Source organism: Cellulophaga baltica 18 (assembly GCF_000468615.2).
Lineage (GTDB): Bacteria > Bacteroidota > Bacteroidia > Flavobacteriales > Flavobacteriaceae > Cellulophaga > Cellulophaga baltica.
In genome coordinates, this window is sequence record NZ_CP009976.1 from 2,316,090 (window position 1) to 2,340,523 (window position 24,434).

A 24,434-nucleotide genomic window follows, 5' to 3' on the forward strand; every position below is an offset into this window, starting at 1 on the left:
ATTGTAGCCAGATTGCTTATAATCTTGAAAATTGAAGTTTTTTTTAGATGAAAAAAATGCAGAATACTGCGCTAAAACAAAAAAGACTTTGGAATACCTCCAAAGTCTTTTTCTGTTATTTAAACTAGTGCTAGTTATTTTAGTTCTAATTCTTTTATTTCTACAGATGTTTCTCCTCTTAATTCTTCATAGGTAGCAATCATCTCTTTAAGTTTTTCTGGATTCGAAGCGGCTAAATTAGTTTCCTGCTTTCTATCTGTTTTAAGATTGTAGAGCTGGTACGTATCTGCTATCCCTAATTCTATATTTACTTGGGTGTTTATTGGATTGCCTTTATACGGCGGAATTAATATCCAGTCGCCACTTCTCAGGGCTGTTTTTTGACCAGCTTCTAAGATTAGATTAGTTCTTCCTATTTTAGATTTTCCTAATAATACATCGATTAACTCTTCGCTATCGCTTGTAGTGATGTCACTGCCCGCAAGTTTTGCTAAGGAGTTCAATAAATCTACTTGACAAACAAGAGCGTCAGAAACACTCGGTGTAATGGTTCCTTTCCAATACGTAATAAAGGGTACATGCGTTCCTGCATCAAACAAGCTATATTTTCCTCCTCTCAAGCCGCCAGTAGGAGTATGGTTGCCTACCTTTTCTTCCGCATCATCAAAATAACCATCATTTAAAACAGGGCCATTATCACTCGTAAAAACAATTAAAGTGTTTTTCAATATTTTTTCGTCTTCTAATGTTTTTATAAATTCTCCGATAACCCAGTCAGCTTCAAGAATTACATCGCCACGTGGTCCCATACCAGATGCGCCTACAAAGCGTGGGTGAGGAGTACGCGGTACATGTGGTTGTTGTAAGGCATAGTATAAAAAGAAAGGTTCTTTTTTATGATTTTTGACATAGTCTTTTGCTTTTTCTAAAAAGTGATCGGCCATATCAACATCTTTCCATTTTGCAGCTTCACCACCTTTCATAAACCCAATTCTAGGGATACCATTTACAATACTATTGTTATGACCATGATGCCACTTCATTTTTAATAACTCAGGATTATCTTTTCCTGTGGGTTGTCCTTCGTAATTCTGCGCATAATCTACTTCGATAGGATCATTAGGATCTAAACCATCTACATGACCATCTTTAATGTACACGGTAGGAACTCGATCTTGTGTTGCTGCCATGATATAAGAATAGTCAAAACCAACCTCATTAGGACCAGGAGATACCCTTTCATTCCAATTAACATGACCTGTTCCTAGACCAAGATGCCATTTACCTACAATGCCGGTAGTATAGCCTTGTTGTTTTAACATTTTAGGAACGGTAGTTTGTTCCGTACTTATAATTAATGGGGCCGTACCAGGTAATATTTGGGCATCTTTGTTTCTCCAAGGATACACTCCTGTTAAAATGCCGTATCGGCTAGGAGTACAGGTTGCTGAGGTAGCATAACCATTGGTAAAACGCACTCCGCCATGTGCAAGTTTATCTATATTAGGAGTACTAATTTCTGTTGCGCCATTAGCACTGATATCACCATAACCTAAGTCATCTAAGTAAATTACCACAATATTAGGTTTTGAAGAAGCTTCTTTTACTTCCGTAGGAGCTGTTTCCTTTTTTTTATTCTCTTGTTTGCAGCTAAAAGCAAAGACGATTAAAAGCAATAAACCAAGTTTAAAAAAATTGTTTTTAGAGATTGAATGTGGAGTCATTGGCCTGTTATTTTATTTTTTTGTTTAGTGATTTGTTTCTGTCTCCTTGCCATTTTTTGTCCTCTTTAAGGACATTTTCTGCATGTGGATCCAACCAACCTGGAGCCATGTTTTTGGCATCCCATTTTTTGTAGGCTTTTTCTAAGGCGACTATAATTTCAGGGTTTTCATTTGAAATATCATAGCGTTCCAGATGGTCTTTTTCAAGATCAAAAAGTAAGGTTTTGTTCTTATAAGCACTCTTGTAGAGCTTGTAATTGCCTTTTCTAACGGCATATTCAAAGTTTCCTGATGATCTCCAGAACAAGGTTTCATGAGGAGTTTCTTGTGTTTTCTGTAGAATGAAAGGAAGTAAGTCTACTCCGTCTAACTGGCTTTCTTTTTTTGCTTTACCGCCAGCTGCATTTAATAATGTAGGGAATAAATCTAAGGAAGATATTGGTTTATTATAGGTGTATTTTTCTTTGATTTTTTTAGGCCACGTGATAAAGAATGGCACTTTAATTCCGCCTTCAAATAACATGCCTTTATGGCCTCTATAAGGTCTATTATCGGCATGTTCTATTCTCCCTCCATTATCACTTAAAAATACCAGAATGGTATTTTCTTTTAAACCGTTAGCAATTAGTGTAGAATCAATTTTACCAACATTAGCATCTACAGCATTAACCATAGCAGCATATACACTTCTACCAGCATATTCTATATGTTTGGTTTTCTCAAGGTATTCTTTTGTTGCTTGATCTGGGGCATGGGGCGCATTATAGGCAAGGTACATGAAAAAAGGTTTCTTATCTTTTTTGGTGATAAAACTAATGGCTTCAGTTGTAAAATCATCAGTCAGATAGGTTAACTCCTCTTCGGGTACCACCTTTCTATTTCTATAGATTGTCTGAATTTCATTTTTAGACTCACCCCAATAATTCATACCGCCTCCAGGAAAACCAAACCAGTGATCAAAACCTTGTGCAGGTGGATACAAATCTGGATGGTCTCCCAAGTGCCATTTTCCAATTGCACTGGTTCTGTATCCTTGTTCTTTCAAGGCTTCGGAAATCATTTTTTCTGATAAAGGTGTGCCTACAGTAGCATCATTTTTTCCATCATAAGGCATATTACAATCATGGCCAAAACGTGCTTGGTAGCGGCCAGTTAATAACCCTGCTCTCGAAGGACTACAATAAGGATGTGATACATATCCATTAGAAAAAATAACACCTTCAGAAGCTAGTCTGTCTAAATTTGGTGTAGGTATATCTGTTGCTCCGTTAAAGCCAACATCTGCCCATCCTTGATCATCTGTGAGAATCACAATAATATTAGGTTGTTCTTGCCCATTGGTCTTCAGGACAAAACTGAGTACAGCACAAAGCAATATAAATTTTTTGTAGGATATCATTCTACTCTGTTTTAATGGTTAAGGTTGCTGTAGTTAAATTTTCTCCGGTTGCCGTAATAGTAATCTCCCCTTTGTTTTCAGTACCTTTTATAATGGCTAAACTTTTACCGAAAAATGATTTGATGTAGTTTTCCTGAAAAGATTCTAGTGATGCAGAATTTCCATTTCCAACCGCTGCTAAATTACCAGATCCTTCTACTTTAAACTTAATCAAATTATCCGATTTAGGGCATAAATTACCCTCTTCGTCTTCAACGCGTACCGTGATAAATGATAGGTCTTTACCATCTGCCTTAATTGTATTTCTATCGGCTACTAATGAAATTTTAGCAGGTTTCCCTGCCGTTTTTAGTTCTTTAGAAGCTACCTGTTTTCCCTTGGTGTACGCAACCACTTTTAAGCTGCCAGGTTGATAAGGCACCTGCCATGATAGTCGGTATTTTGATTTGTAGATGCCTTTCTTAAAGCCATTATATTCTGTAAAAACGTCTGTTAGATCTTTGCCTTTTACTTTTTTTCCAAAAGATATTCCGTTTACGTATAACTCCACTTCTTCTGCATTTGTATAAGCGTAAACAGGTATTGTTTGCCCTTCTTTGCCTTCCCAATTCCAATGTGGTAAGACATGAACCATAGGAGCCGATGTCCATTGACTTTGGTATAAATAAAAACGGTCTTTAGGAAAACCAACTAAATCAACAGGAGCAAAGTAAGAGGCATGAGAAGGCCAATCATCATTCCAATAACCATTCGTAGAATTGTCTCTACCACCATAAGGCGTTGGTTCTCCTAAATAATCAAAGCCTGTCCATATAAATTCTCCTAAAGAATGTGGGTTTTTTTCTTGAGCATCAAACTCAATATCTGGAGCGTAGGCCCAAGGCGGACCAACAGTAACATCATAACTAGAAACTTGGTTGGTTTCTTTATTGACATGATACTCTTGAGGAATTTCATAAAAGCCTCTTGTACTCGTTTGTGATGAAGTTTCTGATCCGTAAAAAATCATATCTGGATTCTGTTCCCTGATTTCTCCGTAATATGCAGGTTTATAATTAACCCCAACAACATCTATCTGAGCGGCTAATTGATTTACGAAAGAAGCTGGGTAATAATTGAAACCAGCAGTTGTGGGTCTAGAATCATCTTCATCATGGCAAATATCATTCAGCATTTTGGCAATTTTCCAACCGTCTTTTTTACCTTGTTCTAGGATTTCATTACCAATACTCCACATAATTACAGAAGGGTGGTTACGATCTCTCTTAATCATATCACGTAAATCTTTTTCTGCCCATTGATCAAAATATTTGCTATAACCATTAGGAACTTTTGGTTCTTTCCACTCATCAAAAGCTTCGTCGATAACCACAATACCTAATCTATCACATACTTGTAGCATTTCTGGTGATGGAGGATTGTGACTGGTACGTAATGCATTGGCTCCCATCTCTTGCATAATTTGCATCTGGCGCTCTGTTGCTCTGTAATTTACAGCAGCTCCTAAGGGCCCTAAATCGTGATGCATACAAACGCCATTAAGTTCTACCGCTTTTCCATTTAAAAAGAAACCTTCTTTTTTAAATTCGATAGTTCTAATTCCAAATTCCGTTTCAAATTCATCCACAATTTGATCTTTTATTTTTACGCGGCTTATTGCTTTATATAAATTAGGCTTGCCAATATCCCAAAGGCTTGGGTTTACAACCGTCATGTGTTGTGTTAATTGCTTTTCAGAATCATTTGCTACTTCTATGGTTTCGGTTGATATGCCCATAGTTTTATTGGAAGCATCAACAATCGTAGTTTCTAGAAAGATCTCTTGAGGTTTATCGGTAGCATTTTTCAACTTTGTTTTAATCGTTACAGTTGCTTTTTCTGAAGTAACTTCTGGAGTAGAAATAAATGTTCCCCATTGTGGGATATGTACTTTCTCATTTAATTTTAAGCGTACGTTGCGATAAATACCGGCTCCAGGATACCATCTTTCTGATAAAACTTCAGGAGCAAGCTGTACAGCAATAATATTGTCTTCACCAAATTTTATATATGGAGTGATGTCAAACTCAAAACCACTATACCCATAGTGACGTTCACCCACAAAATTTCCATTTACATATATTTTAGAATTATCCATGACCCCATCAAATTCAATGGCTACTTGCTTGTTTTTATTTTTATCTTCAAGGGTAAAGTGTTTTCTGTACCACGCAATACCATCAATAGGTAACCCACCATTTCTGGCATTATTTTTATTATCAAAAGGACCTTCTATAGCCCAGTCATGAGGTACGTCTAGTTTTCGCCAGGTACTATCATCTAAATTTATGGCTTCACCATTTGGTACGGTATCTTTTAAAAAAAGCCAATCTTTATTAAATTCTTGATCGGCTATAACTTCTACGCCGTTCTCTTGGCAGGAAGATATAAAAATGGAAATGAACAAAATGATCAATGGGGTAAGTTTTAAAGCTTTCATGCGTTTTGTTTAGTTTTAGTCGAGTTGTTTTAGTGTATGGCGACAATACAGTCACTAATATCAAGAGGATCGTCCATTTCCTTTTGTAGTTTTTGTAAGTCTAGAAACAGTGTTTTTATTCTTTTTTGTTCCTCTGGAAGTTTTGAAATATCATTCATTTCCTCAGGGTCATTCTTTAAATCAAAGAGCAGTATTTTTTTAATTTTCGGAAAGACCATTAATTTGTATCCATCTTTACGAATCATTCGTTGTACATCTAAATATGCTCCGTAAATAGCAGCATAGCTGCTTTTGGATTCTTTTCCTTTTGCAATGTTTAAGAAGCTGTTGTATTCAATGTATTTTGGTTTGTCTATACCCGCAAGATCTAATGAGGTAGCCATAGCATCTTGCAAGTATACATCTACATTTGTTTTTTTGTTTTTAGGGATATCAGGACCTAAAATAATCATTGGGGGTCTAATGCTGTGATCAAATAAACTCTGCTTTCCTAGTAAGCCGTGTCTGCCCATTGCTAAGCCATGGTCTGCCGTAAAGATGATGTAGGTATTGTCCATCTTGCCAGAGTTTTTTAGTGCCTCAATGATTTTGCCAATTTGAGCATCTACATGAGAGATGCTTGCATAATATTCTTTTTTATGGGTTTTTACAGCCAATTCTGTTCTTGGAAATGGCGCTAGCGCTTCATCTCTCAAATTATCACCGTTGGCAATAGCATGTCTATAGGTATATTCGGGCATATAACTTTTAGGAACCGTCATATTTTCTACAGCATACAAGTCTTGGTATTCTCGCGGCGCTTGCCTAGGGTCATGCGGAGCGTTAAAAGCTAGGTACATGAAAAAAGGCTTTTCACTAGTTTTAGCCGTATTTATAAATCCAATAGCATCGTCTTTTAGCACTTCACTCCAGTGCTGTCCACCTTTCCAGAATCCGCCTTTAGAAGTATCTGTTGGATCCCATGTAGTATCATTCAAGGAAAGCGGCCGGTTATAGCCATTAGGCATAATATCTTGCGATTTAGCATTTGGAATTTTTGAGAGCGAATCAAATTTAGCGACCATAGTAGCATGATCCCAAGCATCTTTTGGCATGCCTGGTCTAATATGTGTGGTGTGTTCAAAAACTTTATGGGCCGGAGCATCTACATGCCATTTCCCTGTCATGTAAGTCTCGTAGCCATTATTTTGAAGTAATTTACCCCAAGTTTTATCAATAGAGTCGTTTTGAATCCAATGTTGCCTAAAATTATTAGCTCTCCATACGGATCTTCCGGAAATTAACATAGCTCTAGAGGCAGCACAAACAGCGCCACTCCATGAACCCATATTGTAAGCATTCGTAAAGGTGGTGCCTTCGTGAACCATGGCATCCATATTAGGAGTAATGATTTCCGAGTTTCCTAAAGCATGTATGGAAGAATAGGTTTGATCGTCTGTGAAAATAAAAACGATGTTGGGTTTCTTAGGTTCCGGGTTTTGTTTTGGTTTGCTATTGCAAGCAAGAAAAAAGCTTGTAGCTACAAATAAGTAAACTTTTGTTTTCATGTGTAGGCATTCTTAAAAAATAATGCCCACCGGTTAAAGTGAGCATTAAATAATTAACTCAATAAATTACTTATGTACTAAAAATCACTATAAAGCAAAATTGAGATTTCTATTCTTAGTTAAGAATCACAGATGGTTTTTATAATAAAACAAATGTTTTAAGTTTACGATTCCTCAGTAGTGCCCTCCTCATTGTTGGTAAGTCTTATGTACTTGCTAGGGATGACACCAAATTGTTTTTTAAAACATTTAGAAAAGTATGATGCGGTATTAAAACCAGTCATGTACATAATTTCTTTTACAGATAAATCGCTTTTTTCAAAAAGCTGTACGGCTCTTTTTAATCTGATATTTCGTATAAATTCACTAGAAGAGAGTCCGGTTAATTCTTTTATTTTTAAGTACAAGTTACTTCTACTCATACTCATTTCTTTGACTAACATTTCAACACTAAACTCTGAATTCATCATATGCTTTTCTACAATCTCAATGGCATTTTGCAAGAAGCTCTCATCAGATGAGGTTACGGTTACTTCATTTGGTTGTAATGTAATCTCTCGGTTAAATTTTTTCCGCAACTCTTCGCGATCTTTTAAAATATTGGAAAGTTTTAGTTCCAATAACTCCAGATCAAATGGCTTTCTAATGTAGGCATCTGCACCTGTTTTTAGTCCTTCAATTTCCTTTTCTTGTGATGTCTTTGCTGTTAACATTACTACAGGAATATGACTTGTTTCTTTGGCACTTTTTAGTTTGTTGCAAAGTTCTATTCCGTCCATGACCGGCATCATAAGATCTGTGATTATGATATTAGGCATAAATTTGTTTGCCAATTCTAAGCCCTTTTCACCATTCTCAGCCTCATAGATATAGTAGCTTTCTCCTAATCCTCTCTTAATAAAAGATCTAATGTCTGGATTGTCATCTACAATTAATAGCAATGGAAGCTTGGACCTAGATCTTGTCATGTTTTGGTCTATAATATCATCCATAAAGCTAATAGCATGAGAATCGGCGTCAATTTTGCTGATAAAGGTATTGGGCTCAAAAACTTCATGGAAGTTTATTTCTTTAGTAGCTTCAAAAGTTTCTTTTTCTTTAGGGAGCCATACAAAGAAGGTAGATCCATTCTCAGAATCACTTTTTACTTTTATAATTCCTTGATGTAGCTCTACTAAGTTTTTAGTAAAAGATAGTCCAATCCCTGTTCCTTTTGTATTAACATGCGTGGTTAGTCCAATCTCCGTATAAAAGCGCTCAAAAATATGCTGTAATCTATGCGCAGGAATTCCAGGTCCAGAGTCTTTTACTTGTATAACAATGTATTTAGATTGATCGATATCTACCGCAATGTCACTTGGCTTTTTGAAGTCTGTACCGTCAAATATATTTAAAAGAATAGTTCCATTTTCAGGGGTGAATTTAAAGGCGTTTGATAATAAATTATTGATAATTTTTTCAACCGCATCAGGATCAAACCAAGAAACAATAGCATCCTTGGAAGTTTCAATTTTAAAATTGATTTCTTTTTTTCTGCTTAAAAACTGAAAAGGTTCGCCTACTTCCTTCAAAAAACCAACAATATCACTCTTACTTAGATTAAGGTTCATTTTTCCATGATCCATTTTTCTAAAGTCTAATAGCTGATCTACAAGGCGTAAGAGATAATCTGTATTTTTTCGCATTAAACCATATTGATCTCTTGCTTCTTTGGGACTCATTTCTGATCCTTTTTTAATTAAGTAATCTAAAGGCCCTTTAATAAGCGTCAATGGGGTTCTAAACTCATGAGATATATTGGTGAAAAACTCCAACTTTAAGCGATGAATTTCTTCATTTTTATCGTTTTCTAAATGCTCTAATTCCAGCTGATGTTTCTCTGCAGATCTAATAATTGTAAATCGTCTAAAAGCATGTAGTAATCCAATGGCCATTAATACATAAAGAATTTTAGCAAAAGTAGTACGCCACCAAGGAGGAGTAACATTTATTTTTAGTTCAATGGGTGTTTCATCCCAAATATTATCATTATTTGACGCTTTTACGCGTAAAATGTAGGAGCCTGGTTCAAGGTTGGTATAGGTCGCAAACCTGTTATCTGCAGTAGTATAAATCCAATCTTTATCAAAACCATCTAGTTTGTAAGCATATTTATTTTTACTAGAGGCTGCATAATGCAAGGCAGCAAATTCAAACGAGAAACTATTCTCACTGTATTTCAATTCAATTTCGTCAATAGAATTTATTGATTGATCTAGAATAATACGGCCATTAATTTTTGCTCCTATGGCAACGGGTTTATTAAAGATTGAAAAATTAGTTAGAACAGTTTCTGCCATAACTTTATTGCTAATAATCTCCTCTGGATAGAAAGCAGTAAAGCCATTAATGCCACCAAAAAGCATTAAACCATCTTTAGTTTTAAAAGCGGTTAACTCGCTAAATTCATTACTTTGTAACCCATCGTTTACATCATAATTTTGAAAATTCTCTGCTTGAGTATCAAATTTTGATAGCCCTTTGTTGGTAGATAGCCACAGGTTTCCATGATCATCGTCTAGAATACCTTTGATCACATTGTTGGGGAGGCCATCCTTTTCGGCATAGGTTTTAAAATGTTCAGGCGTATCTTTAGTGGCGGGAATTAATTTATTTAATCCACCACCAAATGTCCCTGCCCAAATAACTCCAGACTTACTTTCAAAAACGGTTAAAATGTAGTTATGACTTATGGAACTATCGTCATTGGGTATATTCTTGTATATAATAAATTTTGGATTTTTCGAGGTAATTTGATCAGGAGGTAATTTAGCTAAGCCATTACCTGTTGCAAACCAAATGTTACCCTTTTTATCCTGGTAGATATCTCTGATAATATTGTTGGGTATACTTGTTTCAATAGTTGCATTATGTTTTAAGCCATCTTTGGTGAAAGTGTCCCCATCTTCATTAATTAGCCAACGTTGTATACCACCATTGTAGGATCCTAACCAAACATTACGGTCTTTATCCTGTAAAATTGAAAAGACGCTACTAGGAACATCTGAGAATTCTTTAAGATCTTTATCGGTGATTTTTTTATGTGTGTCTAACTGTATTTCAAACAATCCGGGTGCATTTTCGCCACCCACAAATAATTTGGTAGAACTCTTGAGCTTTATCTCTTCAATAGCAAATACTTTATTAATTTTTGTAAAATGCTGAAATTCATTAAAATTACTCGTTGTATTGGTTTTACCTAGTAAATTAAGTCCGCCACCTTCAGTTCCAATCCATAAGTTTTCATTACTATCTTCATGTATAGCTCTAATTTTATCGTTGCTTAAACTGCCTAGCTCTAGATTTTTTTTAATATGTGAAAACTGCTTTCGTTGCGGGTCCAATTTATTAATCCCGCCACCATTAACACCCACCCAAACAATACCGGTATGATCTATGTGAAGCGATTTTACAGCGTTCTTGCTTAAGCTATTGGTAGGGTTTTCTGGATCATATTTATATAAACCGACTAACTCGGGCATTTTGTTTTCTGCTAGATTGGAGAATTCTAATAGTCCGTCATCTGTACCCGCCCATATATGAAAATTATTGATCGAAACTGTATTGTAGGAACCTTTGTATATATATTGAAGTTGATTTTCTTTTTTATTGGGTGCGTAGCGATATAGGCCATTACTTGTGGCTAATATTAAATGGCCATAGCTATCTTCAATAATCGACTTTACTTGAGTGTTAGGTAAATTTATTTGTTTGTTTACTTCTTGAAAGTACATATCGCCATTACTATCTCTAGATAATTTTGAAAGTCCGTTGATGCCACCAATCCATACTTGATGCATACTATCTTCGTAAAAAGTACTAACGTTGTTACTATTTCTTGTTGGGGAGTTACTATTTTGATATAAGTTAAAATGCTCAAATTTTAAGGAATCAGCAGACTTAGATAAATCGGCCATATCAATGCCCTTTGTCGTACCCACCCATAATCTATTATTACTATCTTTAAAAAGTAAGGTAATATAATCGCTCTTGATGCTAAATTCATTTTTTGGATCGTTCTTAAAACTCTTGAACTTTTCTGTCTTTTTATCAAAATAATTTAGGCCACCTCCAGTAGTTCCAATCCATAAATTACCTTGGTCATCATCAATAATCTTCCAAATTAAATTGCTACTTATACTATGAGGATTTTCCGGATTAGGTTTAAAAACGGTAAAATTATAACCGTCATACCTATTTAATCCGTCATGTGTACCAAACCACATAAAACCATTATCATCTTGAAAAATGGTATTTACATCACTTTGTGATAATCCATTCTCGGTATTTAGATGCTCAAATTTTAATGAATTTTGCGCAAAACAAGCAGGAGATATTAATACGAGAAGACTCCATATTAAATAGACAATACTTTGTTTTGTGTTTATATGATTAAGGGGGTAGCTCATACTAACAAATATATCAAATTGCAGATATATATGTGTCTATATCGTTTTTAGGGTTCATGAACTATTTTTGATTTTCAACTTAAATTACTGTATTTCAGTATTTTAAAATAGATTTAATAAGGTGGTTCTATTTCTTTGTTCCATATGTTGTAGTCTTTTGAACATATGTTGCGTCCCTAAAAAATGGATTACTACAAACTAGATATTTTTTTTCTTACCTCTGTACTTCAACTTATTAAAAATCATTTTTTCGGATAGCTAATTCATTACTTTTTAGAGTTTTAGTGGTCTGCGCAGCAATACAAAAGAACAGATGCAAAAAGAACAAAACACCAAGAAAACCAATAAAAGGTACGGCATTTTAGCGATGGTCTTTTTAACAGTGGTTATAAATTATTTGGATAGGAGTAATATTTCTGTAGCAGCTTTTGCCTTAAGTGAAGATTTAGATTTATCATCTGTTCAAATGGGATTTATCTTTTCTGCTTTTGCATGGACCTATGCTATTCTACAAATTCCTGGAGGATTTATGGCAGATAAAATAAAGACTAGAGTTTTGTATTCGGTGATTATGGCATTGTGGTCTATAGCCACTTTGGTTCAGGGAATGGCTAATTCTTTTGTAAGCTTATTAGGATTAAGAGCTACAATAGGTGTTTTTGAAGCACCTTCTTATCCTACGAATAATGTTATTGTTACGCGTTGGTTTCCTGAAAAAGAGCGCGCATCTGCCATTGCAATTTATACTTCAGGTCAATTTTTGGGGCTTGCATTTTTAACACCAGTTTTGACGGCTATTCAGAGTTATCTGGGTTGGCGAGGCTTGTTTTATGTATCAGGAGCTATTGGTTTGGTGTGGGCTGTGCTGTGGTATGTTCTATATAGAGACCCTAAAGAACATGCAACCATGAATCAAGAAGAAATAGATTATATCGCTGAAGGCGGTGGGTTGATAGACGGGGTGTCTGACACTGATAAAAAAGAGAAAGTAGAAAAGTTTAGTTGGTCAGACCTTAGGGAAGTGTTTTCCTATCGGAAACTCTGGGGCTTATATATTGGACAATTTTGCTTGGGAACTATTATCATATTTTTTTTAACATGGTTTCCAACGTATTTGGTGAAATATAGAGGGTTAGATTTTCTTGAGTCAGGATTTTTAGCATCTATTCCATTTTTAGCAGCATTTTTTGGCGTGTTGTTATCTGGGTTTACTTCAGATTTTTTAATAAAAAGAGGCTATACCGTTGAGATAGCGCGTAAGCTGCCTATCATATGTGGTATGTTGCTTTCTACAGCAATTATAGGGGCAAACTATACCGATGATACGTTTCTAGTGATCTTATTTTTATCCATTGCATTTTTTGGAAATGGTTTGGCCAGTATTGCTTGGGTATTTATCTCCTTAATGGCGCCCAAAAAACTTATAGGTCTTACGGGTGGTGCATTTAATTTTATAGGTGGTTTGGCGGGTATTGTTGTGCCTGTTATTATAGGATACTTGGTTAAGGATGGAGATTTTAAGCCTGCTTTGTTTTTTATCGGAGCTATAGCTTTACTAGGTTTTATAAGTTACACTTTTATTGTAGGGAAGGTAGAGCGTATTGTTTCTAGACCAAAGAATTAAGAATTACAGTTATGAAAATAAAAGATATTAAAACCTACCCCATTAATGTAGGGTCTGGTAGTCAATTGGTAGTAAAGGTGGAAACAGAGTCAGGTATATATGGCTGGGGTGCTTCGGGATTATCTGGGCGTGAACTTGCTGTTGTGGGAGCTATTCAGCATTTTAAACCATTTTTAATTGGTAAGGATGCAAGGCAAATTGGAGCACTTTGGCAAGAGATGTATAGGGGCCAGTATTTTGAAGGCGGACGCGTATTGGCTGCTGCTATATCGGCAATAGACATTGCTTTATATGATATTAAAGGTAAAGCGCTAGGGGTTCCTGTTTATGAATTATTAGGAGGAAAACAACGAGACTATGTAGACTGTTTTGCATCCGTACGTTTTACCACGAGGGAAGAGTTATTTGATTATTCACTGCTATTGGTTAAAGAAGGGTGGACAATGCTTCGGTTGGCACCTGCAGAATTTGAATCGCAAGAAGATAAAGGTCTCTTTGAATCTAGAAAATCAATAGCCTTATTATCAGATTGGCTTATCGATTTAAGAAAAGAGATTGGTTCTCAAGTCACATTAGGTATTGATTATCATACACGTTTAAATGCTGCAGAGACGTATTCATTTATCAGCAAGATGCCAGCGGGAACAATAGATTTTATAGAAGAACCTATTCGAGATGAGAGCCCAGAGGCTTATGAAAGTCTTCGTAAGCTTATAACGGTACCTTTTACTATCGGTGAAGAATTTTCAAGCAAATGGCAATTTGTACCTTTTATAGAGAAGAATATTACGCAATATGTTCGTCTTGATGTTTGCAACGTTGGCGGAATTACGGAAGCAATGAAAGTAGCGGCAATGGCAGAATCTCATTATATAGATCTAATGCCACATAACCCATTAGGGCCTATTTGTACGGCAGCATCCATTCATTTGGGGGCAGCATGCTCTAATTTTAGTTGGTTAGAAGAGGTAAATACGCCAGCACAATACATGGGAACTAATGCTCCGGAGTATTACCCAGTGCAACACACATTAGAAGGGCCTCGGTATAAAGTTCTAGATACGCCCGGTTTAGGTGTAGAATTCAATGAAGATTTGGCGGCACAATCAGAATTTGTTCCGGTAGAAATTCCTAGACTACACCGTAGTGATGGTTCTTTCACCAATTGGTAAAATAAGAAGTATAACTAAAAATAGATCCAGTGTTTTCTAAAAGTATAAGTATTTTTATTGTCTTTATCATCCTTTCTAGTTGTAAGATTAAAAAAGAAGCTGTAGCTGGTTCCAATAGTGAGTTAGCCGCTAATTTCTCTATAGAAATCTTAACCGAGGAAGGTAATTTGGTCATAGATAAGCACAGTAGTATAGAAATTCTGGCCAGTGGTTTTACGTGGACAGAGGGGCCGTTGTACATAGAAAAAGGAGATTATCTTTTATTTTCGGATATTCCAAATAGTAAAGTTTTTAAGATTGATGCTCAAGGAAAAGCGCGTGTTTATTTGCATCCGTCAGGAAGTGATGTAAAGAATTATACAGGAAAAGAAGCTGGTTCTAATGCGTTGATGTATTATAAGGATGAACTGATTTTGATGCAACAAGGGGAAAGACGAATTGCTAGAATGAAGGCACCTATGAATGCTCCAAAAGAACATTATGAAATGATTATTGATAGGTATGAGGGCAAAAGATTAAATAGTCCAAATGACGGCGTATTTGATGCGCAAGGGAACCTTTATTTTACAGATCCTCCTTATGGTTTGCCTGATGGAATAAACGATATTACAAAAGAGCTAGATTTTCAGGGTGTTTATTGTTTGTTGGCTTCTGGAAAACTAATAGTGCTTGACAAAGAGCTAAAGTACCCTAATGGGATTACCCTAGCGCCTGACGAGAAAACACTTTATGTGGCGGCTTCTGATCCTGAAAAAGCAGCTTGGTATTCTTATGCTATTGTGCAACCAGGAATAGTAACTGATAAAAAAATGTTTTATGATGTTACTGCTCTAGATCGTGATAAAAAACATAAAGGGTTGCCAGATGGGATGAAAACAAATAAAGAAGGGTATCTGTTTGCTACTGGTCCAGATGGTGTTTGGATTTTTAATCCTGATGGAGTTGTAATTGCTAGAATCCATACAGGATTATTGACGGCAAATTGTGCTCTGTCTACAGATGAATCTCAATTATTCTTAACCGCCGATGATTATATCTTGAAAGTTGCTTTAAAATAAAATGCACGTAAAGGCTTGCTATCATTTTTTGAGTGTATTAATAGTTTTAACTTTAAATGCTTGTTTCTTAGTATGTTAAAATTTAAAGATTTTGTATAGGATTAAAAATCTATACATATGTTCTAGCTTTTAAATCATTTGCTATCTTTAGAAAATCGGATATTATCGAACTTTACACTTGTTAAATCTGAACGTGGAATTAACAAGCTTTAGAGTAATTTCAATCACCCATAATTCCGAATTAATGAAATATATCGTTTGTGAAAAACCAGGAGAATTTCTTTTAAAAGAAAAAGAAGCACCTGTTAGAAAAGAGAATGAAGCCTTGCTTAAAATAAAAAAAGTAGGAATTTGTGGTACAGATTTACATGCTTATGGAGGCAATCAAGCTTTTTTTACATACCCGCGAATTTTAGGCCATGAGTTGGCTTCAGAAGTAGTGGAGATTGGAGCAAATGACCGTGGAATTAAAGCAGGAGATAAGGTGGTAGTAATGCCTTATATCAGTTGTGGGAAATGTATAGCCTGCCGTAACGGTAAAACAAATTGCTGTACAAATATACGTGTGTTAGGGGTGCATAGTGATGGAGGAATGCAAGAGATGATTACAGTTCCTACCAATATTTTATTACTAGCCAATAATTTATCTGATGATCAGATGGCTATAGTAGAGCCTCTGGCTATTGGAGCGCACGCTATACGAAGAGCTCAGATAACTCCAGGAGAAACCGTAGCAGTAGTTGGTTGTGGTCCTATCGGAATTGGAATAATGAAATTAGCGCAAATTGCAGGAGCAAAAGTAATTGCGCTAGATATGAATGAACAACGTTTACAATATGCTAAAGATAAAATTGGCGTAGATTACGTGGTAAATGTAGCAAATGATCCTGTGGCAAAAATCACTGAAATTACAAATGGAGATTTATGTACTGCAGTTTTTGATGCTTCGGGTCACAAAGGGGCTTTAGAAATGTGTCCGTCGTACATGTCTCATGGAGGTAGGTTTATTTTAGTAGGTTTATCTAAAGGTGAACTTACCTATACACACCCGGCAATACATGCAAAAGAAATGACCCTAATGTGCAGTAGAAATGCAACAACCGAAGATTTTGAACATGTTATCAATGTTTTAGATCAATTTCCAACGGCATCATTTATAACACATTCCGTTCCCTTTACAGAAATGATTGAAAATTTTGATAGTTGGTTAAAACCAGAAACAGGCGTAATTAAAGCCACTGTAAATTTTAGTTAAATAGATGCAAAAAAGCTATGTTCAAATAGATTCAAAAGACAACATTATTGTTGCGATTACAAACCTAAAAGAGGGCTTAGTAGCTTCCGTTGCAGGAACGGAAGTTATTTTAAAAGAACCTATTAAGCAGAAACATAAATTTGCGCTTTATGATTTTAGCGTAGGCGATGAGCTATTTATGTATGGCGTTTTAATAGGTAAAGCAACCAAAGAAATTCTTTCGGGTACCGCTATTACCGTTGATAATGTTAAACATGCATCGGCAACATTTAGTGATACTAAAGAGCAGTTTGTTTGGGAAGCTCCAGACATTACTAAATTTAAGAATAGCACTTTTAATGGGTACCATAGAAAAGATACTAAAGTAGGTACCGCCAATTACTGGTTAGTAATTCCATTAACTTTTTGTGAAAATAGAAACATAGATGTTCTCGAGGCGGCGCTTTCTGAAAAATTAGGATATCAAACTAAAAAAGATTTTGCAGTAGATACCGATGCCTTAATCCGTAAGTATAAAGCAGGTGCTTCTAAAGAAAACCTTTTGAATACGCCAATAATAGCTACCCATGAGGAAATGGCTAAGAATAGAGTGTTTCCAAATATAGATGGTATAAAATTTTTGAAGCATGACGGTGGTTGTGGCGGCATTAGACAAGACTCTGAAACGCTTTGCAAGTTATTAGCCGGATATATTGCGAATCCGAATGTTGCGGGGGCTACAATTTTAAGTCTTGGATGCCAAAATGCACAAATATCCATGTTGCATAATGCGTTAAAAACGTTAAATATAGATGGTGATAAGCCTGTACATTATTTAGAGCAACAAGGAAGTTTAAGTGAAAGACATTTTATAGAAGAAGCAGTAAAAGTTACGTTTTTAGGGTTGATAGAAGCCAATGAGATAGAAAGAAAACCAGCACCGTTAAGTAAGTTGGTGTTAGGATTAGAGTGTGGTGGTTCTGATGGTTTTTCAGGAATATCTGCTAATCCAGCATTGGGGTATGCTTCAGATTTATTGGTAGCCTTAGGCGGTAGTCCTGTATTGGCGGAGTTCCCAGAACTGAATGGGGTAGAACAAGAAATGATTAACCGTTGTGCCACAGAAAAAGACGCGAAAAAGTTCTATAACTTAATGCGTGCCTATTCTGCTGCTGCAGTAGCGGTTGGTTCTGGTTTTGAAAATAATCCATCACCAGGAAATATAAAAGATGGTTTGATAACGGATGCCATGAAATCTGCTGGAGCAGCTAAAAAAGGAGGAACTTCTCCTGTTGTAGCGGTTTTAGATTATACGGAACAGGTGACCAAACCAGGGTTAAATTTACTGTGTACTCCGGGCAATGATGTGGAGTCTACTACAGGTTTAGTAGGGTCTGGGTGCAATATTGTAGTATTTACTACAGGTTTAGGGACGCCAACGGGAAACCCTGTAGCACCTGTATTAAAAATGTCTAGTAATACAAATTTGTACGAACGTATGAATGATATTATTGATATCAACGCAGGTACTGTAATTAGCGGAGAAGATACCATAGCGACTATGGGTGAAAAAATATTAGAACATATTATAAAAGTAGCAAGCGGTGAGCTTGCATCAAAAGCCGTACTACATGGGAATAACGACTTTATTCCTTGGAAAAGAGGAGTCTCTTTATAAATTATTTTTCAGTTTAAAGAAAAGTAAACGCACGATGATAGTAGAAAAAAAGGCAGTGAAAATGAAAATATTAGATAGAACTACAGCAAATAAACCAATTACTCACCCAGTGAAAGTACTGCAATTTGGAGGAGGAAATTTTTTAAGAGCCTTTTGTGATTGGATGTTTGATGTTTTAAATAAAACCACTGATTTTAATGGGAGTGTTGCTGTGGTCAAGCCAACAGAACGTGGTGACTACACAGCGCTAAGAGCACAAGATGGTTTGTTTCATGTAGCGTTAGATGGGGTCCGTAATGGTGCATTAGTTTCGGAAGTAACCCTAGTAGAATCTGTGAGTGATGTTATTCAGCCTTATACAGAATGGGATAAATACCTGCAATTAGCAGAGCAACCAGAACTGCGGTTTATTGTTTCTAATACAACAGAGGCCGGAATAAAATTTTCGGAGAATGATAAACAAACTGATTTTCCTCCGCATGAATTCCCAGCAAAATTAACACTATGGTTGTACCACCGATTTAATTTTTTTAACGGTGCCGTAGATAAAGGCTGTATTTTATTACCCTGTGAACTGATTGAAAATAATGGGGAGGCATTAAAAAGCACGATTCTTCAATATGCAGAACATTGGAAGTTAGAAAAAGAGTTTGCGACTTGGATAGAAAAATATAACTACTTCTGTAGCACTTTAGTAGATCGGATAGTTTCTGGTTTTCCTGAAGATCGTAAAGAAGCAATTGAAAAACAAATAGGTTTTAAAGATGAGTTATTGGTAGCTGGTGAAGATTACCATAGTTGGGTCATCAAAGCACCATCTCTAGTAAAGGCAGAGCTACCTTTTGCACAAACAAATTTAAATGTGCAGTTTGTAGATGATTTATCGGCATATAGAGAAATGAAAGTGCGTATTTTAAACGGAGCACATACTTCTTTGGTGCCTGTAGGTTATTTAGCAGGCTTACGTACGGTAAAAGAGAGCATGGATGATACTGCAGTTTGTAATCATGTGATGCAAGTACTTTCTACCGAAATAAAACCTACACTTAATAATTTTTCTACAGCAGAAATAGATGCATTTATAAATGCCGTTATAGATCGATTTAAGAACCCAACATTAAAACATTTCCTAATTGCAATTTCGCTGAATAGTACCTCTAAATTTCAAGCGCGTTTGCTACCTGCTTTTATAGAGTATACACAGCTGAAGGGTGTTTTCCCAAAAAGAATAGCCTTTTCTTTAGCTTGTATGATACGCTTTTATAAAGGAGATTTTAAAGGCGATAAAATAGCAGTGAATGATGATGAAAATGTTCTAGACTTCTTTAGTCAAGAATGGGGAAAGGTGACCAAAGAGGAGCAAACTATAGATGATTTAGTGCAGAATGTACTTTCCAATAGTGCTATTGTGGGAACAGATCTGAGCCAGTATCCTGGTTTGGTAAAGTATATTTCAGAAGTCTTATTAGCAATAGATAAAAAAGGAGTAAAAGTGTGTTTAAGCACCTTGTAAGTTAGAGATATGATTATAGATTCACATCAACATTTTTGGAAATACGAACCAAAAAAACATAGTTGGATAGACGATGACATGGCCGTAATCAGAAAAGATTTTATGCCAGCAAGTCTTAAGAAAACCTATTTTGAAAACGGTATAGCGGGTTGTGTAGCCGTTGAAGCAAACCAAAGTACAATGGAAACCGATTTTCTAATGGATTTGGCTTCTAAGAACGATTTTATAAAAGGAATTGTGGGTTGGGTAGACTTTAGAGCCGATGATATTGAAGAGGTGTTAGAACATTACCATCAGTTTCCTATTGTTAAAGGGTTTCGCCATGTAGTTCAAGGAGAGGCAGATCACAATTTTTTATTGAGACCCGATTTTTTAAACGGAATTTCAAAATTAGAGCCGTATAATTTTACGTATGATATTCTTGTATTTCCTCATCAATTAGGAGCTGTTTTAGAGTTTGTGAAAAAGTTTCCGAAAATCAATTTTGTTATAGATCATATTGCAAAGCCGTATATCAAAGATGGTTTTTTTGAAGGTTGGGCAGTGCTTATGGAGGCTATCGGAAAAGAGCCTAATGTGTTTTGTAAACTCTCAGGGATGATTACGGAAGCAGATTATAATACATGGAAGCCAGAACAATTACAACCCTATATGCAATGGGTGTTAGATGCTTTTGGAGCCGATAAGTTGCTTTTTGGCTCTGATTGGCCGGTATGTTTAGTAGCAGGAAATTATCAAAGGGTAAAAGAAATAGTGACCAATTTTATTGCGCACTTACCAGAGGATGATCAGGCCAAAATTATGGGCTTGAATGCCATAAAGTTTTACAATTTATAAAATATAGCAGATGGATTTAAAGTTAAAAGATAAGATCATTGTAGTCACTGGTGCTGCAGGTATAAAAGGTAGCATTGGAGAAACTATTGTTCAACATTTAGCTGCAGAAGGTGCAATTCCAGTTATTGTTTGCCGTAATGATAGAGGGTTTGGCTACGAGAAAGAATTACAGGACAAAGGGATTGATGCGTTGTTTGTGAAAACAGATTTATCGGATGCCGTTCAGATTGAAGCAGCAGTAAGAAAAATAGAAAATAAATACGGTAAAATCGATGCGCTCATTAATAATGTAGGTGTAAATGATGGTGCAGGTTTAGATGCTTCTATTGATGATTTTATGTACTCTTTAAAGCTAAATATGGTAAGTTATTTTGCAATGACGAAATACTGCCTTCCAATGTTGAAAAAAACAAAAGGAAATATTCTAAATATAGGTTCTAAAGTTGCGCTTACGGGGCAAGGAGGAACGTCTGGCTATGCAGCTTCTAAAGGAGGTGTTTTTGGTCTAACTCGTGAATGGGCTGTAGATTTAATAAAATTCGGAATTCGTTCCAATGCCATAGTTATTGCAGAAAGTTGGACTCCCGCCTATGATGCTTGGATAAAAACCTTAGAAAACGGCGAAGAAAAATTGAATGCTATTGTAAAGAAAATTCCTTTAGAAAATAGAATGACCATGCCTGCGGAAATTGCAGATCAATGTTTGTTTACCATCTCAGAGAAATCATCACATACTACAGGACAATTTATAACTGTAGATGGCGGATACGTTCATTTGGATAGATCACTACTCACAGAATAAGATTAAAAGACATTTGTGTTATTATTTAAGACGCTTATCGCCTTGAAGCACCCTTGTCATTTCTATTTTTGATTTTAAAATTAATCAATCTACATATGAGTCAATCTAAAAATACGCCAGTTGTAAAACGAGAGTTATTATTTCCTTTTATTATCATTACTTCTTTATTTGCCTTATGGGGTATTGCCAATGATTTAACGAATCCTATGGTTTCTGCATTTAAAAAAGTGATGCCGGAACTATCTAATATGCAAGCTTCTTTAGTGCAATTTGCATTTTATTTTGGATACTTTTTTATGGCCTTACCAGCAGCGTTATTTATCAGAAAATACAGTTATAAAGCTGGAATAATTTTAGGCTTAACATTATATGCTATTGGCGCTTTCTTGTTTTATCCAGCTGCAGCTTTTCAAGAATTTAATTATTTTTTAATATCACTTTGGGTAATTACCTGCGGGTTGGCATTTTTAGAAACAACTTCTAATCCCTTAATTTTATCCTTAGGAGATAGAGAAACGGCAACGCAACGTTTAAATTTAGCCCAGGCTTTTAATCCCATAGGCTCTTTAATAGGGATGATTGTTGCGCAACAGTTTGTTATCTCTGCATTGCGTTCCGATGATAAAAATGAAGCAGGAGAATTGGTGTATGATACCCTATCTACCAGTGCAAAAGCTGTGGTGAGAGAAAATGACTTAAGTGTAATTAGTGTTCCTTATATTATTTTAGGTCTAGTGGTGTTGGTTATTATGGGAGTCATCTTATTTACTAAAATACCTAAAACGGTAGCTGCTGATAAGATGTCGCTCTCAGCGTCGTTTCAAAAATTGTTCGCCAATAAAAATTACCTTTTTGGGGTAGTGGCACAAGCATTTTATGTAGGAGCTCAAATTATGTGTTGGACTTATATTTTTCAATATGTAGATAATATCAATGAAAGTTTACCAGAAGATCAGGCATTAACGGCAACGTGGTATAATGTAGCAGCTATGATTATATTTTTATCAGGAAGATGGATAGGTACAGCTTTAATGAAAACCATGAATCCGTCTAAGGTTCTAATGTTATTTGGACTTGGAGGAGTTATTTTTTCTGCAGGAGCCATTTTATTGCCAGGAGAAATAGGCTTGTATTCACTAGTAGGAATCTCATTATTTATGTCCATTATGTTTCCAACAATTTATGGCATCGCCTTAAAAGATATGGGCGATGAAGCAAAGATTGGTTCTGCAGGTTTAGTAATGGCCATTGTAGGAGGTGCTTTAATGCCCGTTTTACAAGGAGGAATATTAGATTGGGGTGGCCCTGGTTTTTCAGATGTACAGGTTTTAGGATTTATTCCTGAAGTTAATTTTTCCTTTATTTTACCACTCATCTGTTTGGTTGTTGTGACAATCTACGGTTATGTAACTTTTAATACATCAAAAAAATAGAACTAATGAGTATAAAGAGATATTGTTATTCTTGCGATCTAAAAGATGATTCTAAATTAATAGCGGAATATAAAGCCTATCATGCGGAAGGAAAAGCTTGGCCAGAAATAACAAAAAGCATTAAAGATGCTGGTATTGTAGACATGCAAATTTATTTAACAGGAAATAGAATGTTTATGATCATGGAAGTAAATGATACTTTTAATCCTGATAAAAAAGCAGCAATGGATGCTCAAAATCCAAAAGTGCAGGAATGGGAAAATCTCATGTGGGATTATCAACAAGAATTGCCATGGGCAGAAAAAGGCGAAAAATGGATTGCATTAGATAAGATTTTCCAGTTGTAAGATATCGTTAGTTTTAGTGTTAGATAGTTTAGAGTTTAGGAGTTTTATATAAAACTCCTAAACTCTTTTTTTTTAGTTCAGTTTTTGTCTAGTGGTACCGTTCGCGGTATGATTTATTTTTTGAGATCTTCAGTTAGTATAAAATTTAAGAGATGAAAAATAAAATAATCGCGATGGGCAATGCTTTTAGAGTTTTGATGATAAGTATATTTCTGGGGAGTTGCTCTACCCAACATCAAAGTGTATCTAATGAGCCTTTAGGTGAAGAAAAAACAGTCTTGGATGATTTAAGTGCTCCTGAAAGTACTGATGTTGCATTTTTACCAAATGCAGGAGCAGGAAAAACATGGACTATACAAGCTAATGTATCTAACGAGTTTAATGATACAGAAGGGAAACAGTCCGAAAAGTTTTCTGAAGATTGGCATGACGGATTTTTTAATGGTTGGACAGGTCCAGGTATAACAAAGTATACCGCAGCACAATCGTCAATAGAAGATGGGGAATTACTATTTAAGGCAACTATTGATAACGGAATTATCAAAACCGGTTGTATTACGTCTAAAGCAAAGGCGACTTATCCTTTATATATGGAAGTACGTGTTAAGCTAAGCGAATCTGTTCTTTCTTCTGCGGTATGGATGCTTAGTGATGATTCTACGGAGGAGATAGATAACTTAGAAGCCTTTGGAGCTAAAAGCAATGATTATTTCTCAAAACGATTGCATTTGAGTCATCATGTATTTATTCGAGAACCGTTTCAAGATTATCAACCAACAGGTACTGAAACTTGGTATGCGGATGGTAATAATACCATTTGGTCAGAAGATTATCATAAGTATGGAGTATTATGGGAGGACCCTTGGAATTTATCTTATTATGTTGATGGCGTTCTAGTTCGTAAAACACCCATTGCAGAAATAGACCCTGAGAGGTATACCGATGGTATGGGTTTAACTAAACCAATGCATATGATTATTAGCGCCGCAGCACAGTCCTGGAGGGAAACTCAAGGAATTAATTTTTTAACAGACCCTACGGTAACTAATGAAGAAAAAACAGTCATGAAAGTAGATTGGATTCGGGTTTACAAACCGGAATAATAAGCAATAAGAAAGCCAAATCAAAAATGATTTGGC

The 24,434-nt window shown here is 35.7% G+C and carries 16 protein-coding genes; 11 read left to right on the top strand and 5 right to left on the bottom strand.

Annotated elements, in window-relative coordinates:
• Positions 1-134 precede the first annotated feature (134 nt).
• From M666_RS09775 to M666_RS09795, 5 genes are all read right to left on the bottom strand, one after another.
• Complete coding sequence (locus tag M666_RS09775; RefSeq protein ID WP_029446872.1) at positions 135-1,724, bottom strand: sulfatase family protein; 1,590 nt, start codon at positions 1,722-1,724, stop codon at positions 135-137.
• Positions 1,725-1,731: 7 nt separating this feature from the next.
• Positions 1,732-3,123, bottom strand: a complete 1,392-nt coding sequence (locus tag M666_RS09780; protein ID WP_029446871.1) for a sulfatase-like hydrolase/transferase — start codon at positions 3,121-3,123, stop codon at positions 1,732-1,734.
• Between the two features lies 1 nt (position 3,124).
• Entirely contained in the window at positions 3,125-5,602 is a 2,478-nt protein-coding gene (gene galB / locus M666_RS09785; RefSeq protein ID WP_029446870.1) for a beta-galactosidase GalB, read from the bottom strand.
• 29 nt (positions 5,603-5,631) lie between these two features.
• Positions 5,632-7,149 (bottom strand): sulfatase family protein, encoded by a 1,518-nt coding sequence (locus M666_RS09790; RefSeq protein WP_029446869.1) that lies wholly within the window; start codon positions 7,147-7,149, stop codon positions 5,632-5,634.
• A gap of 164 nt (positions 7,150-7,313) precedes the next feature.
• Positions 7,314-11,597, bottom strand: coding sequence for a two-component regulator propeller domain-containing protein (locus M666_RS09795; protein WP_029446868.1), 4,284 nt, complete (start codon positions 11,595-11,597; stop codon positions 7,314-7,316).
• A 313-nt stretch (positions 11,598-11,910) separates the two neighbouring features.
• On the opposite strand from M666_RS09795, the gene M666_RS09800 reads away from it, so the two are divergent.
• From M666_RS09800 to M666_RS09850, 11 genes are all read left to right on the top strand, one after another.
• On the top strand, positions 11,911-13,221 hold the full coding sequence (locus M666_RS09800; RefSeq protein ID WP_029446867.1) for an MFS transporter: 1,311 nt from the start codon (positions 11,911-11,913) through the stop codon (positions 13,219-13,221).
• An 11-nt stretch (positions 13,222-13,232) separates the two neighbouring features.
• A complete protein-coding gene (locus tag M666_RS09805) occupies positions 13,233-14,393 on the top strand; it encodes a mandelate racemase/muconate lactonizing enzyme family protein (RefSeq protein WP_029446866.1) in 1,161 nt (386 codons plus the stop codon).
• Between the two features lie 29 nt (positions 14,394-14,422).
• On the top strand, positions 14,423-15,451 hold the full coding sequence (locus tag M666_RS09810; RefSeq protein ID WP_029446865.1) for an SMP-30/gluconolactonase/LRE family protein: 1,029 nt from the start codon (positions 14,423-14,425) through the stop codon (positions 15,449-15,451).
• A gap of 244 nt (positions 15,452-15,695) precedes the next feature.
• Positions 15,696-16,706, top strand: a complete 1,011-nt coding sequence (locus tag M666_RS09815; RefSeq protein ID WP_024481439.1) for a zinc-binding alcohol dehydrogenase family protein — start codon at positions 15,696-15,698, stop codon at positions 16,704-16,706.
• Positions 16,707-16,710: 4 nt separating this feature from the next.
• Positions 16,711-18,363, top strand: coding sequence for a UxaA family hydrolase (locus M666_RS09820; protein WP_029446864.1), 1,653 nt, complete (start codon positions 16,711-16,713; stop codon positions 18,361-18,363).
• 61 nt (positions 18,364-18,424) lie between these two features.
• Positions 18,425-19,876, top strand: a complete 1,452-nt coding sequence (locus tag M666_RS09825; protein WP_029446863.1) for a tagaturonate reductase — start codon at positions 18,425-18,427, stop codon at positions 19,874-19,876.
• Between the two features lie 9 nt (positions 19,877-19,885).
• The gene (locus M666_RS09830; RefSeq protein ID WP_029446862.1) at positions 19,886-20,713 is read left to right on the top strand and encodes an amidohydrolase family protein; all 828 of its coding nucleotides are present in this window, start codon (positions 19,886-19,888) and stop codon (positions 20,711-20,713) included.
• Between the two features lie 10 nt (positions 20,714-20,723).
• Positions 20,724-21,515, top strand: coding sequence for an SDR family oxidoreductase (locus M666_RS09835; protein WP_029446861.1), 792 nt, complete (start codon positions 20,724-20,726; stop codon positions 21,513-21,515).
• Positions 21,516-21,610: 95 nt separating this feature from the next.
• Positions 21,611-22,948: an L-fucose:H+ symporter permease gene (gene fucP, locus M666_RS09840; protein ID WP_029446860.1), complete on the top strand. Its 1,338-nt coding sequence runs from the start codon at positions 21,611-21,613 to the stop codon at positions 22,946-22,948.
• 5 nt (positions 22,949-22,953) lie between these two features.
• On the top strand, positions 22,954-23,295 hold the full coding sequence (locus M666_RS09845; protein WP_024481433.1) for an L-rhamnose mutarotase: 342 nt from the start codon (positions 22,954-22,956) through the stop codon (positions 23,293-23,295).
• 152 nt (positions 23,296-23,447) lie between these two features.
• Positions 23,448-24,398 (top strand): family 16 glycosylhydrolase, encoded by a 951-nt coding sequence (locus M666_RS09850; protein WP_029446859.1) that lies wholly within the window; start codon positions 23,448-23,450, stop codon positions 24,396-24,398.
• The last annotated feature ends 36 nt before the right edge of the window (positions 24,399-24,434 follow it).